The sequence below is a fragment of the Streptomyces fumanus genome (assembly GCF_014655295.1).
Classification (GTDB): Bacteria; Actinomycetota; Actinomycetes; order Streptomycetales; family Streptomycetaceae; genus Streptomyces; species Streptomyces fumanus.
On record NZ_BNBI01000003.1, the window covers coordinates 289,405 to 303,761 of the forward strand.

A 14,357-nucleotide genomic window follows, 5' to 3' on the forward strand; every position below is an offset into this window, starting at 1 on the left:
AGGATGTGTCCCGGACGCCTACATCACTCGTCGTCCCACTGCCACTCGGTGTCGCTGTCCGTGTCAGGAATCGTGTTGGTGCTCGAAGGGCCCGTGCTCGTCCCCGTGTTGGTCTGGGTGGACATGCCGACCGTTACGAAGCTCTCCTTCGGCTCCGGGTCCACGAGGTACTCGATGAGCTGGTCGAGCTGGCGCCGCGCGTCCGGGTCTGCGAGGACGTCCATGGTGCCGTTGATCGGCTCTACTTCACTCAGCAGATGGCCGGCCATGACCTGCGGTGTGGTTGCGGTTGTCATGAGTCTCCTTCTTCGCTTCTATGCTCTTGGATTCGGGCACATGCATTCTGGCTGATCTCGTTAGGCAGTCCCTTCGTCGCACTTCAGCCACCAGCTACGGCGGCCAGGATCATTACCGTGCTACCGGGCGCAACAGCGGAGTCCACTCGACTCGGGCTGCATATGTCTTCGCCGCTGACGTAGACACGGACGAAAGGTAAGGGCTGAAACTTCTCATCGACGATGCGCCCAATGAGGAGGGGAAACATGTCGTGCATGTTTTCCAGCACCTGCCGTATCGTTCCTGCAGGTACCGAGAAATACCGTGCACCCCCAGTGAACTGCGCCAAAGACGAGGGTAGGGAGACATGGATTTCATCCACGTTGATCACCTCGTATATGTACGTGATGGACGTCGCGTGAACGTCGCCCGCTCAGGCTGAGACCTCGGAGGGAATCAATCTTGGAATACTGTTCCCATATTTGTAATCGAGACCGGGGCAAACCACCCTGACCACTGAGAAGACATCAGGCTCAGTGGACATGTCGGCCACGATCGGCGGCATTCCTGTGAGCCTCTCGACCCGTCCGGCGACCTCTTGCAGTTCTGTGTCGAGGTCGTCGTGGAATGCGCCGTACCCCTCGGTCACCTCGGAGAAGGGCAGCCCTGTGACCGCAGACAGTGCGGGGTCAAGAAGATGAGGCGGTTGGTAGTCGGACGGCAGATTGTCCCGAGTGGTGGCGATTCTGGTGAGACGCGTCTGGGCCGCCTCGGTAATCGCACGGCTCATCGCGACCGTGACGTCCATATGAGCACCGGAACCCGCCGCGACAAGCGGGTAGAGAGGGGACCAGATGAACGCTACAAAGACGGGAATCGACAGATCATTGCGGATCATGGCAACCTCGCACTGGGTGCCTGCACCCGCCAACTTGTCAAGCAGTGACACAAGGTGCGCATCGTGAACCGTGGACAGATCGATCGGTACCCGGGAGTCCACTCCGGTGGGGTTGAGGCCGGCTAACGCATGGCGTTCGACCACCTCGTAGATGCCGTGAAGGCACGCCTCCACGAAGGTGTTACCTGACGCGAGGCCGTTGGACGTTATCCTGAATATACGAGGTTCCCAGAAGCTGCTGCCAACGAACGACATGCGGAGCAACTGGACCGGAAGCGGCACTGGATCACCCCCCGTCACCGTTCGGCCGTGAGTCCAGCCGAGCCGCACGTGGTCGAGTGGCTGCTTGAAGGCCGGCACACTCAGGGCCCGCATGGGGTAGGGCAATGCGAGGTCGCGTGCAGTCGCTTCGAACTGAACAAAGTCAAAGTTCTCCGCATGCCATAGTTCAATCGATTCCATTGCTGCGGATATTCGGGCCAGGAGCGGGGTGGTTCCCTTTCCTTGGGAGGTGCCGTAAGTCTCCGACAGGGGACGAACCGCGACCATCACAGGAATACCGATATGATCCAAATGTGTCACGTCCGCGACACGGGTGATACCGAACCCCTTCAAAAGTGGTTCGATACGCGACCAGGTCTCTTCGGCCGTCATGGCGCGATGCGTACCACTGAGAACGATTTTCCTGGTCATACCGATTCCACTCGCAGATGCGTCTGCTCCTTGATGGCACCGATGACGAACGGCTGAAGGATCCGAACCGCCGTCGCAATGTTTGGAATACCACGACTCCGGTACTCGCGCGACAACGCGTCGGGCGGTATACCCCATATACTGCACAGTAGGATCTTACTGGCCTCTTTGGAGAGCACGCTCGGGTCCTTCTGGCGCACACTCCCCTGGCTCCTGCCGCTGAATTCGTTCATCTGGCGCAGGTGCCAGGCAACGGTCTCGATATCCGAAGATTTCTCCGAGCTCAGCAGTAACTCTACTTCGAACGGATCGCTCAGATCGGGCATCGGGCAAATGAAGTCGTACAGCCAGCTTTTTCCCTCACTTGCCCCCGAATCTGGGAATCCAGTCACACCGATTCGCTTGGCCAGGCAGTCCGAGAAACTGTGCGTAAGCATCTCGCTCGAACCCCCATGGTCACGTCGGTAGGTCTCCTCCAGGTACCGCTCCCAGACCCGCGCGTAGTGGGGATTGAAGATCTGCTGGTACGCGAGACGCTGACTCAGCGGCGGGTCCCCGGTCATTCCGACGAAGTGGTTGCTCCAGGAGCGAAGGAACAACGTCTTCCAGCCAGAGCCCCGCGCTCCCGTCACCCGTCCGACGGCTCCGGTGGCTTCGGCGGTGACCAGGCGATGCGCTAGCTCCACGGCAGCAAGACAGTCCCTGCGCTTCTGATCGAAAACGTGCGGATCTTCAGCCGTGCGTCGCTCGTACCATTCCGCCAGCTCGGGCCAGCCGGCCCGCAAGAGCTCAAGGACACGAGCCTGCGTTCGAGAAGCGTAGTACTCGGAACGAAGGACCGAGATGATGTCGCCGATGTCCGTCTCCCGCACGACTCCAGTTGTGCTGGCGACCTGTACCGCGGTGTACAGGTTCACGAGAGGAACGCTCAGGCTCGAGTACGGCGCTTCTTCTTCGTGGGCCACTGCCACCGCATCGTCGCCGTCGAACACACCGGAAAGATAGAGATCGTAGACGGCTCCGATGCCTCGCATCCCGAAGGCGCTCAGTTCCAAAGCTCGTAGAGCACCGATACTCGCCGCGCCGATCACGGTCACGCCTCGGTCCAGTGCGTATAAGTATTCTTTGTGTCGTAGGCCCAACTTGTGGTGGTAGAACCCGTCGACGACAACCGCCACATCTCCGGATTCGATGCTTGCCGAGAAAAAGTCTCCGTGGGCAACGGGTGGGTGTATCACCACGTCTGGACAGTGTCGAAGTATCTCGTCTCTCGGACACGTAGGGCCAACGTAGACATGAATCTTGCCGTCTGCCATCGGTCATCACTCTTTCAGCGTTACGCCGAGGCACCAGCCCTTATTGCTGACTGCTACCGTGAGAAAGGGCGAGGCTTACGGTAGAGAGTTTAACGAAAGCGGAACGAGAGAGTCTGCTCAAGATTGCGCGGTCCGTGCCCGATGTTGCGGTGCACCCCACGGCATCGGGGACAGCGCCTTCCCCCTACGGGCAGGAATCGCACTTCCGACGCTTCCTGCCGAGCCTCCTACGTGTCGCCGTCCCCGAGTCACAGCAGGTCAGGCCCCATCCGAGGTATGGCAGCGTCTGCCGGCGAGTCCGGGAGTCAGAGGCGAACGTTTCTGTGACTGGGCCCACCGCGGCATCAACAGGCCCGACGAGATCGCCTTTTGCCTTGCCTGCGCTCCACTGGGGTGCGGCCTGGACCAGTACGGGTCCGCCGCTGCGTGGGCTGTTTCCTCGCGGTGATCCCCGTGCAGAAGACATCCCCGCCCCCAGGCCATGGGGGCGGGGAGGCCGAGACGCACCGGACCATGTCGCGGACCAGTTCGCCCTCGGCGGCGAAGAGATGTGCTCATGCGGGGATACGGGTCGCTCGGCAGCGTTTCCGGTCCACGGTCCAGGACTCGGGGGTGAGGCTTGCGGTCGACCAGGGCGTGGCCGCGAGTGGCGGCCCGGGCGGCGAGGACGCCGATCTGGGGGCCGCCGGGATGTCACCCGGACGAAGCGGGCTCCGGTCCGCGGGAACAGTCCTCCCAGTACTGTCCAAGCCCCGCTACACTCCTCACCGCCCAGGACTCCGGCTGGACCATTACGCGGGGAACATCAGCGGCCAACTCACCTCGGTGAGGTCTGTCACCGTGTAATCGGCATGCAGCAGGGCCTGGGGCGGTTGAGAGGTAGCCACGCCGATGCAGCGTGCGCCGGCAGCTTTGGCCGCGGTAACTCCGGCCGGCGAGTCCTCGAATACGACCGCCTGGCTGGGTGGAACGTCCAACCGCCGACTGGCGGAGAGGTAGCCTTCCGGGTGCGGTTTGCCATGCCGCACATCCTCCGCTGCCACGATGAGTTCGAACATGTCGTGCATCGCCAGTTGGTGCAGGGTCGGCTCGATGTCCCGGCGACGCCCAGAAGAGACGACGGCCATCCGAACTCCTTCGCTGTGCAGGAGTCGGACCAGTTCCACGGCGCCTGGAACTGGGGCGATCGGTGGAAGGGCCGGGGAGGAGTAGTAACTCACGGCCTCGGCATACAGTTCCTCCACTGTCCCGCCCGGGAACAGGTGGAGATGTTCACCCAGGACCTCCTGACCTCTCCTACCGGAAAAGGTGAGGAGCAGCGACTCGTCGTAAGGGACGCCATGCGCCTCGAACAGCAGGGTCCAGGCTGCGCGGCTACGTGCCTCGGTGTCCACCAAGGTTCCGTCCATGTCAAACAGGGCCGCGTGCGTCATGACTGCGCCTCCTCGCCCCGGAGGCCGTCGAGAGCGAGATATTCATCGTGCCACGGGCGCTGCCGCTCAAAGGCCGCGCAAGCGGCGATGACGTCCACATCATGAAATCTCGGACCGACGATCTGCAGGCCGACCGGTACGCCGTTCCCGGAACGTCCGGCCGGGACGCTGGCGGCAGGGCTTCCTATCAGGTTGAACGGAACCGTGAGTGACCAGCCAACCACAGGGTCGACGGGCTGCCCGGCAACCTCTCGTGGCCCAACAGTAGTCCGGTTGCTCGCATTGGGTATTCCTGTCACGCCGTTCACCGGGCTGACGACGAGGTCGTAACTCTCGAACAAGTCTGTGAAGGCATCGAGGACTTGAGTGCGCATAATCTCTGTCATGCGGAGATCGAGGGCGGACAGTTTTCCTCCCGCCATCACACTCTCAATGTATCCGTCGTCCACCACCCCACGAAAGTCATCAACCATGTTCGTGCCCTGGCGGCGGGAGAACTCCGCGGACTCCGCATGACACACGGACAGGAACCTGCGCCACATCGCTGTGATCTCTCCGTGCGGGACCGGGAGCTGAAAGTCCGCCTCGACGACCTTGGCCCCTGCTTCGGCCAGCGCCGGAAGGGCGGCCCTGGCGACGCGCTCCACTTCGGGCTCGACGGGATACCCGCCCAGGTCGGGCACGTAGGCAATGCGCTTGCCGCTCAACGAGCGTGTCAACCCGCCGGTGAGTTCGTCCTGAGGCGTGAAGGAGTACGGGTCGCGTGGGTCGCCGCCTGACATGGCGTCCAGTGCCACGGCGCAGTCCGCCACGGAACGGCTCAGGACTCCGTGGCACACCTGAGGGCTGTACCTGCGGAAGGCGTTGGGCCGCGCCGGCACCGCGACCCTTCCGAACGTCGTCATCATGGTGAACACACCACAGAAGGCCGCGGGGATGCGAAGTGAACCACCTCCGTCCGAACCGTGGGCGAGCGGTACGAGCCCCTCGGCGACGGCAGCCGCGCTGCCTCCCGACGAACCGCCCGCGTTCATCGCCAGGTTGAAAGGCGTGGATGTCGGTCCGAACAACGTGTTGTCAGTGACGGCCTTGTAGCCGAACTCAGAGGTATTCGTCTTGCCGACCACGATCGCCCCGGCCCGCTGAAGCCGGGCGACACTCAGAACGGTGTCCTTCGCGATCCGGTCAGCGAAGACGCGGGAGCCGCGGGTGACCGGGATGCCGGCTACCGCATCGAGGTCCTTGACCCCGATGGGCACACCGTGGAGCGGGCCCGTGGTCTCACCGGCGAGAACAGCGCGTTCTGCCCGCTCAGCCGCCTCCAGCGCCTGGCCGGCGCAGACGGTCACGAAAGCGTTGACCGATTTGTTGCGCTGCTCGATGCGATCAAGTGAGTCACGGACCAACTCGACAGGAGAGAGTTCGCGAGCGCGGACCAGGCGGGCCATCTCTATCGCTGACAAGTTAGCGATCTCTTGCATGCTCTTCCTTTCACGGATGAGGACTGAGGAGGCTGGCCGCTTGGCTGGTGCGCCGGATGGCGAGGGCCGCGCCGAAGCAGGCGGCGCACAGCGATGCCAGAGTGAGAGCGATTGTCGCTGGTTGCCCTGGCTGCACGGCCACTCCAACGACGGCCGGAACTGCCGTATTTCCTGCCGTACAGGCAAGCATGAAGACGGAATTGGCGCGTTGCGGTACCGTGGTGATTCGAGTCAGCCAGGCGATTACTGTCGGAAATACGGGCCCAATGACCAGACCCGTGAGCGCATATGGCAAGAATCCTAGGCTCGGGACCGCTGCCATGGCAAGGAATACGAGGGCAGCTCCAAGATAGCACGGGAGTGTGTTCTGCGGAGCGCATCTGCGCGTCAGACTTGGCAGCACGAAGCGCCCGACGGTCATACCTGCCCAGAAACCCGAAGCGCCCAAAGCTGCATCCGATGGGCTCCAGCCCGACCAGTTCAACTGCGTCGTTACCCAGGCTCCGATGCTGGTCTCCAACCCGGCGTAGAGAAAACCTAGGAACAGGAATGTGGCGATGAGCGGGAATCCGAGGCCCAGACGTTTCTTCGCTCCTCCGTCAACCGCATGAGAGCGTGAAGTCGGCATCTCCAAAGCAGTGGCACAACGCAGCACTGATATGCAGGGCAGCGTCAGTAGCGCGGCGGACAGTGGAAGGGCTTGGATGTTCCACCTGCCGATTCCTCCGGCGATCAGCGGTCCACAGATCGTTCCCACTCCGAACACGGCGTTGAGGCGGCTCACCGCCACGACGCTTTCTGATCCGAACCCGCGGGCGAACGCGGTATTCAGCGACAAGGCCAAGCCGCCGTACCCGCATCCCGTGACGGCGGCGAAAGCGGAGAACGTCTCCCAAGAGGAGCTGAGAGCCATACCCGCTGCTCCACAGACGAAGCACAGCAACATCGCCGCAATGGCTCTGCGCGGGGCGAGTCTCCTTCCTGTCGCACCCAGGAACATGGTTGCCGCTAGGGCGCCGCCGTTGTACCAGGTGACGATGCGGCTCCCGTTGCCCTGGAGGTGAAAGCGCTCCTGCAGGAAAGGAAGAGAAGCTCCGAAGGACGCAGTCATGACCCCTAGGACGAGACACAGTGCGTATGCACCAAGAGCAGCACCCGGCGCAATGTGCGGATGGGCCACGGCTTCCGTCGACAGGCTGTCGCCCTGGTCATCTGCCGTGAACTCACGGCAATCCTTCGGCATGACCCCTAGGACCGATCTAAGGGCAACGGCCGTCGCCGCAGCCATGACGGCCGTGCGGCGTCAGCACAATAGGAATGCTCTGATCTGTACCTGGCAGGGCGTATGTCCTCTGTGAATAGGTCCCCATACATGGCTCTCCCCGTCCTCGCACCCGGATCACGCCTGACCCCTTGCTTCGGCCTCCGCAAGGCAACGGTAGGGCTGGGCCTGATGGCACAGTTGACCAAGGTTGCCGAGCACGAGCCGATTATTGCTTCCGCGTCCTCGATGTCACTCAAGGAAGCGGCGGGGTCGATAGCGCTGCTTTACGGTTCTGCGGTTCGGCGTCGTGTAATGCGGACTGCCCAGGTGCGGGCCGCGTCAGGCGATCGACGCCGTGGCGATCTGTCGTTCGGCGGCCCACGCGGCGATATGGGCGCGGGAGCGCAGACCGAGCGCGATCCGGATGTGGCGGAGATGCGTTTCCACCGTGCGTTCCGACACATACATCCGAGCCGCTACCTGGCGGTTGCTCAGCCCCTGAGCCACCAAGGTGACCACGTCCTGCTCCCGCCGGCTCAGCGGGGTGTCCAGCGCAGTCTCGGTGGCCGCACCGCTGCTTTCAGATCCCATCGCGATCGACAGGACGTGCCGGTGCCGCATCATCTTTCCCTCGGTGATCGCCGCGTCGACCCGACTGGTCGTCAGCGCCTTCAGCGCCGCGGCACGGGCAGTCCGAATGCGATCCCGCCACCAGTTCCCGCCCCACGTGGTGCCGCCGCCGATCGTCGTGGCAGCCTCGATGAGCTGAAGCGCCTTCTCGAACTCGTGGGCACGTGCGGCGGTGACCCCCAACCCCTCAATGGCCACGACGGCCTCGCGCGGCTGGTCGGCGCAACTGCGCAACGACTCGACGAAATACGCTTCCGCCGCTGACAGGTCACCCTGTTCCAGAGCAAGCATGCCGGCCGTCTCCAGGGCCATCCGCAGTTGCCGTGGCGGTATCCGGGTTCGCAGCAGCGGCAGTACCCCGGTGATCGCCTTCTCGGCGGACCTCAGATCGCCGTCCTGGAGCTGGTACCGGGCGAGTCCGCTCCGGCACAGGGCGGTCAGCGTCCCATCGTGCAGGTGGTGACTGATTTCGAGGCACTCCGTCAAATCCGCCACCGCGTCGTCCCGCTCGCTCACCATCGCGCGCAGGGCGCTCCGCTGGAGCAGCAGCCGTCCGAGGACCGGCGGACGGTCGTACCCGCGCTCCACCTCCACCGCCCGCCCGGCGTGGCGGAGGGCCGTGCCGAGGTCGCCTCTCCACGCCGCGAAAGCCGCCATTGCCTCCAGCGCGATGCTGCTGTACCGGGACACTTCCGGCGTTCGGTTCACCACGCTCGACACCAGTTGTACGGCGTTCTCCGACGGCCCGCGGCTCAGTTCGACCGCGGCGAGCGCGCCGGCCAGGAGCTGTCGCCGTTCGTCGGTGTCGTCGTCCGGCTGACGAAGCAGGTGCTCGAGATTGCCGCGCTCCTCGGTCAGTCGCCGCAGCTTGGAAGGGTGCACGACGGCCTGCTCCTGCAAGGGGGCGGATAGCGTTGTCAGCCAGGCCGTCATTCGTTCGTACGCCTCGGTGTCCTCCTTCTCGGCGATCAGCCGCTCGTGCCCGTGGTGCCGTAAGCACTCCAACAACCGGAAGCGGGCGGGGCCGTTCTGTTCCGGGCACGGGACGATGAGGGACTTCGTGCTGAGAGCGACCAGCAGATCGGGCACGTCCGATACCTCGTCGGCGCGGTCGACCAGCGCGGCGGCTCCGTCCGCTCCGAACCCGCCGGGCAGCACCGACAGTTTGCGGAACAGGGACTGCTCGGGTGGGCTCAGCAGGTCGTAACCCCAATCGAGTGCTGCCCTGAGGCTCTGGTGCCGGTCATCGGCCAGGCGCCACCCGCTCGTCAGCAGCGACAGGGGGTCGTCCAGCCTCGCCACGATCTCGGAGAGCGGCAAGGCCCCTGTGAGCCGTGCGGCCATCTCTATGGGGAGCGGGAGGCCGTCCAGCCGCCGGCAGATCTCGCCGATCTGGGCCGCGTTGGCTTCCGTCAGTTGGAAGCCCGGTGCCACGGCGCGCGCCCGGTCCAGGAAGAGGCGGACCGCGTCCGAGCGCAGGCACCTTGCCAGTGCCGCGTGGTCGTCGTCCTGGGGTGTGGCCAGTGCGGTCACCGAGAAGACGGCCTCGCCCGGGAGGCGCAATGGCTCACGACTGGTGACGAGGACTTTGAGGTGGCCGAGGCGGGGCAGCAGATGGCCCAGGAGCAGACCGCACTCGTCGAGGATGTGCTCGCAGTCGTCGAGGACCAGCAGGTGGCTCGAGCTGCCCCGGCCCGAGCCGTGCTGTGCCGTGGCGGAGGTCAGGCCGTCGAGAGCTCTCATGACGCGTTGCCGAAGCTCGATGGCGTCGGTGACCTGCCCAAGCCGCACCACGGCGGCCTCGTACCGTCGGCCGCGTCGTGCCCGACCCGCGATCTCCAGCGCCAGCCGGGACTTTCCCACTCCGGCCGGCCCGGTCAGGGTCACCAACAGCGCGTGGTGCAGCAGTCGGCCTACCTCGACCGTCTCGTCCGCGCGGCCCAGAAAACTGCTCAGTTGTATCAGCGGCGCTCCCCCGTCCGGGGCGTTCAGTCCGCTGGACTTCCGTCTCTGCCGGTAAGAGCGCTGTCGACATGCGTTGGAGCAGTACCGGATGCGAGAACGAGGCGCTTTCGGGGTTCTGCTCTCTCGAAGGGGAGCACTGCACATCTCACACGTGTTCACGCTATGAGGAGCCACTTCGACTGCCTTCCGGGATCAGCACGTCAAGGCCGGTGACTCCTCCGACGGCAGTTGCGCATCGTCGAGCACGATGAACGGGTCCCGCACGACCGCCCGGACGACCGCTTGGAACTCCTCGATCAGCGCGCGCATCGTGCCCTCCTCGAACACCTCCGGTGAGTAGACCAGCACCCCGTCGAACTGGCCCGGCCCGGTGACGACGATCTGCATCTCCAGGTCGAACCTGACCCTGATGTCGGGGATGAGGTACGCGGACGTGGCCAACCCCTCGAAGGCCGGCAGGTCGTCATCGGTGAGGCCGAGGAAGGCACCCATGTGGGCGTTGGTGTTGTTCTGGACCTCGAAGAGGATCCCGAGGTCCGCGGGTCTCCCCTCCGGGTTCTCCGCCCGCAGACGGCCGAGCGCGTCGCTCAGCGTCGCCTCCTGATGCGCGAACGCACCCAGCACGGCGGTGCGGACTTCGCCCAGCAGGTCGACGAACCGGGGTTTCCCCGGTAGCCGTGATCGAATGGCGAGCAGGTTCACCAGGTTGATGATCAGCCGCTCCCGTTCGGGCGAGGTGCGTCCGGAGACGACGGTGCCCACGGTGATGTCCTCGCGCCCGGTGCGGCGGCGGAGCACGGCGTGGAAGACCGCGACGGCGGTCATGAAGCCGGTGGCCCCGTACTCGCGTCCGACCTCCACCAGACGCTTCCCGAGCGAGTGCGGTACGGAGAAGTGCAGCCGGACGCCCAGTCCGCTCGGCACGGCAGGCCGCAGCCGGTCGAGGGGCAGTTCGCAGGGCAGGGCGCCGGCGAGCTGGTCCGCCCAGTACGCGGTCTGCTTCTCGATGATCTTGTTGTCGATGGCTGCCTGCTCCTCGGCGGCGAGTTCGGCATAGCCGAACTCCAGTGGCGGGAGCAACCGGTCAGGGTCGCTGCCGTGGCATGCGGCCGCGTAGCCGATCTCCAGCTCCCGGAAGAACAAGGACACCGACCAGTCGTCGAAGACGACGTGATGGCCGACGACCAGCAGCACGTGATCGTCCTCGGCCACCTTGACCAGTGCGATCCGCAGGACCTCGCTCGCCAGATCGAACCGCCGCCGCGAGAACTCGACCGAGAACTCGGACAACCGGGCCGATGCCTCGTCGGTGCCGGTCAGGTCGACCGCCTCCACGGCGAACGAGTCCGGCTCCCGCACCTCACAGGACAACTGCCCGTCGTCGTCGAGACGCAATGCACAGCGGAGCGACTCGTGCCGGGAGACCGTTCCACGGATCGCCTTGAGCAGGGCTTGTTCGTCCAGCTCTCCCCGCATGCGCAGCCCGGTCGACACATGGTAAGCACTCGCGGCGGCCATCTCCTCGGCGATCCAGAGGCGCTGCTGTCCCTGGACGGGAGTCGTCCACACTGGCGACACGACATCACTCCTATCCGGCTTCTTGATGTGGCCGACCGGCTTTTCGACATGGCCGACGGCTGGAACCAACCGAACGAACGCGCCGACCGGCGGGCGCACCGGGAGCGGTCGATCACGTTCGAGTCACCGTTCCGGGCCCCGGCCGGATTCGTTCAGTTGCCAGGTGAACCCACCGTGGTCTGCTGCATCAGCGCGTCGACTCGGGCCGCCAACTGGTGGAGTTGCGGACACTCGTAGAAGGAGTTCAGGGGGACGTCGACGCCGAAGGTGGCCTTCACGGCTTCCCGTACCTGAGGAACGGTCAGGGAGTCACCGCCGAGCGCGAAGAAGTCCGCGTCGTGGCCCTGCGGCTGCGCGTCGAGGATCCGCCACCAGATGATGGCCAGTTCCCTCTCGGTCGTACTGCGGGCGGCGGCATCGCGCCCGCCGGATTCCCGGGCATCGGAGGCCAGGGCGGGCAGCCGCTTCCGATCGATCTTCCCGGACGTGGTCAGAGGCATCTCGTCGAGAACGACGAACCGCGCCGGCACCATGTTCCGCGGCAGCCGTTGCGCGAGTGCCGCCTTGAGCTGGTCCGGTGACACGTCGGCACCGTCGCTGAGTTGGACGTAGGCCACCAGTTGGGATCGTTCCTCGTCGACCTCCCTGACGACGACCCCGGCATGCACGATGCCCGGCACGTCCAGCAGGGCGGCCTCGATCTCACTCAGTTCCACCCGCACACCGCGGATCTTGACCTGGTGGTCCACCCGCCGGTGGAAGACCAGCTCGCCGTCGGCCGTCCTGCGGGCCAGATCGCCCGTCCGGTAGATCTGGACCCCGGGTTCGCCGTGCGGATCGGGGAAGAAGGCCGCGGCGGTCAGCTCCGGGTTGTTGAGGTAGCCAGGTGACAGGAAGCGACTGCGAACCCACACCTCGCCGAGCTCGCCATCGGCCACCTCGTCGCCGTCGGCGGTGCGCAACATCACCTCCCGCCCTGGCAGCGCACGGCCGACCGGCACCACCGACTCCAGCTCGTCGGCCGGGGTGACCAGGTGGAAGGTGGCCAGGATGTTCTCGGTCTGGCCGTACATGTTGTAGATGTCGGCCCGCGGGAAGGCGGCGCGTATCTTCGACACGAGTGCCGGCCGTAGTTCCTCCCCCGTGATGGTGACCACCCGCACCTCGTCGAGCGCAGCCGCGCCGGCGCTGTCCACGGCGTCGATGAGCGCGCGGTAGAGGCTGGGCGCGGTCTCCAGGTGCGTCACCGCGTGGCGGCGGATCCACTGCGCGACCGTGCGCATGTCCGACCTGGCCTCAGGATGGGGCATCACCAGGGTCGCGCGGCTGCGGATCGCGGAGAAGATCTCTATGTAGGCCGCATCGTAGGTGAGGTGTGCCCACTGGAACTGCCTGGCGCCCGGGCCGAGGCCGACCCGGTCGGCGAACCACTCGGTGAGCTGGTCGATGTTGCCCCGCGTCAGGACGATCCCCTTGGGCGTTCCTGTCGAGCCGGAGGTGTAGACGACCGTGGCTGTGTCCGCCGGCAGCGTCGCCGCACCGCGGTCACGGCTCATCCGCTCGATGAAGGCCGCCGAGGAGTCACCGATCCGCAACAGGCCCAGGTTCAGCTCGGCCAGCTCTGCGACCAGCCGCTTGCCCCCCTGGCTGCTGTCGGTCAAAAGGTACCTGGCTCCGCAGTCGCGGACCACGATGCGGTTCCTCGCGGCCGGCTGACTGCTGTCCAGCCACACGAAGGCGGCACCGACCTCCAGCGCGGCGAACATCGCGGCGACCGCGTCCGGTCCGTGCTCGACGCTCATCGCCACGGCTTCATCGGGACGCAGGCCGATGTGGGCCAGCACGTCGGAGTACTGGGTGACACGGCGGCGCAGGTCACCATAGGTGCACACGCCATCGTCCGTGATGATCGCCGGGCGTTCGTCGTCCTCACGGATTCCACTCAGGTGGGCCAGGACCTTGGTGGTGTTCGGTTGCACGCTATCGCCCTTCAGTCTGATGGACCGGATGGTTGTTCCAGCACGTCGCCAAGTCCGCTCGAAGCAGTTCGGTGACGATGTCGCTCAGTTCGGCGGCGTGCGCCGAGGCGATGAGGTGCGGCGCCGGCAGTTCGTTCATGGTGAAGACCGACTCCGTGTACTGCTGCCACTGCGCCATCTCCGCTGTGCCGATCTCGCTGTCGTGGGTACCGGCGATCGCGTGTACCGGGCACCTGAGCGTGGGCCGCTCCACCACCGGCACCTGGCGCAGCAGCTCGAGGTCGGTCCAGACCCTGTTCAGCACGACATCGCGGAATTCGGCGGAGTCGAGGATCTCCTGCGCGCCGCCGTCGGTGCGGAGCAGCAAGTCGGGCACCTCCTCGCGGGTGATCGCGGGAATCGAGGTGAGCAGGTGCGGTGGGGAGGCGGACAGCACCGCCAGGGCCAGTACGGGCAGGCCGGGTTCGAGTTGCCTGGCGACCTCGGCCGCGAGCAGACCACCGAAACTCTGTCCCAGCAACGCCATCGGCACCTCTGGGTCGGCGGCTGACCGGAGCACGTCGGTCATCTGGGCGACCAGTTCCGGCAGGCTGGTCGGGGGCGGCTCTCGGTGGCGGACGAACCGGCCGGGCAGTTGAGCAGCCCACAACTCCGTGTCGGGTGGAAGGGCGGTGCTCAGGGCGGAGAAATGGGTCGCCGCACCGCCGGCGTGCGCGAAACACACCAGCCGGAACTTTGGCGCCCGCCTTGGATGAGGTATCCAGAACCACGAACTTCTCGCGTCGGGATGCATGAATAAACGCATCTCCCGGAATAGGTTGACAACACCGCCCATCGGACCCGA

At 65.3% G+C, this 14,357-nt stretch carries 11 protein-coding genes and 1 pseudogene; all 12 read right to left on the reverse strand.

Annotated features, from left to right (window positions below; genetic code table 11):
* Window positions 1-23: 23 nt before the first annotated feature.
* The 12 genes and pseudogenes from IE316_RS08445 to IE316_RS08495 all read right to left on the reverse strand — a co-directional run bounded on the left by IE316_RS08445 (window position 24) and on the right by IE316_RS08495 (window position 14,348).
* A complete protein-coding gene (locus IE316_RS08445; protein ID WP_190203530.1) occupies window positions 24-296 on the reverse strand; it encodes a hypothetical protein in 273 nt (90 codons plus the stop codon).
* Between the two features lie 83 nt (window positions 297-379).
* Window positions 380-667: a ubiquitin family protein gene (locus IE316_RS08450; protein ID WP_190203531.1), complete on the reverse strand. Its 288-nt coding sequence runs from the start codon at window positions 665-667 to the stop codon at window positions 380-382.
* 42 nt (window positions 668-709) lie between these two features.
* Window positions 710-1,828 (reverse strand): YcaO-like family protein, encoded by a 1,119-nt coding sequence (locus tag IE316_RS08455; RefSeq protein WP_190203532.1) that lies wholly within the window; start codon window positions 1,826-1,828, stop codon window positions 710-712.
* A gap of 35 nt (window positions 1,829-1,863) precedes the next feature.
* On the reverse strand, window positions 1,864-3,183 hold the full coding sequence (locus IE316_RS08460) for a TfuA-like protein (protein WP_229910276.1): 1,320 nt from the start codon (window positions 3,181-3,183) through the stop codon (window positions 1,864-1,866).
* Between the two features lie 560 nt (window positions 3,184-3,743).
* Window positions 3,744-3,861 (reverse strand): annotated as a pseudogene (locus tag IE316_RS36380) (IS701 family transposase); the annotation flags it as partial.
* Window positions 3,862-3,974: 113 nt separating this feature from the next.
* A complete protein-coding gene (locus IE316_RS08465) occupies window positions 3,975-4,616 on the reverse strand; it encodes an HAD family hydrolase (protein ID WP_190203534.1) in 642 nt (213 codons plus the stop codon).
* Window positions 4,613-6,097: an amidase gene (locus IE316_RS08470; RefSeq protein ID WP_190203535.1), complete on the reverse strand. Its 1,485-nt coding sequence runs from the start codon at window positions 6,095-6,097 to the stop codon at window positions 4,613-4,615. The genes IE316_RS08465 and IE316_RS08470 overlap by 4 nt, the downstream gene beginning before the upstream one ends.
* A 10-nt stretch (window positions 6,098-6,107) precedes the next feature.
* Entirely contained in the window at window positions 6,108-7,385 is a 1,278-nt protein-coding gene (locus tag IE316_RS08475; RefSeq protein ID WP_351055524.1) for an MFS transporter, read from the reverse strand.
* A 315-nt stretch (window positions 7,386-7,700) separates the two neighbouring features.
* Window positions 7,701-9,878: an ATP-binding protein gene (locus tag IE316_RS08480; protein ID WP_229910293.1), complete on the reverse strand. Its 2,178-nt coding sequence runs from the start codon at window positions 9,876-9,878 to the stop codon at window positions 7,701-7,703.
* Between the two features lie 270 nt (window positions 9,879-10,148).
* A complete protein-coding gene (locus tag IE316_RS08485; RefSeq protein WP_190203538.1) occupies window positions 10,149-11,534 on the reverse strand; it encodes a condensation domain-containing protein in 1,386 nt (461 codons plus the stop codon).
* A 152-nt stretch (window positions 11,535-11,686) separates the two neighbouring features.
* Entirely contained in the window at window positions 11,687-13,513 is a 1,827-nt protein-coding gene (locus IE316_RS08490; protein WP_190203539.1) for a non-ribosomal peptide synthetase, read from the reverse strand.
* A gap of 1 nt (window position 13,514) precedes the next feature.
* Entirely contained in the window at window positions 13,515-14,348 is an 834-nt protein-coding gene (locus IE316_RS08495) for a thioesterase II family protein (RefSeq protein WP_190203540.1), read from the reverse strand.
* Window positions 14,349-14,357: the final 9 nt, after the last annotated feature.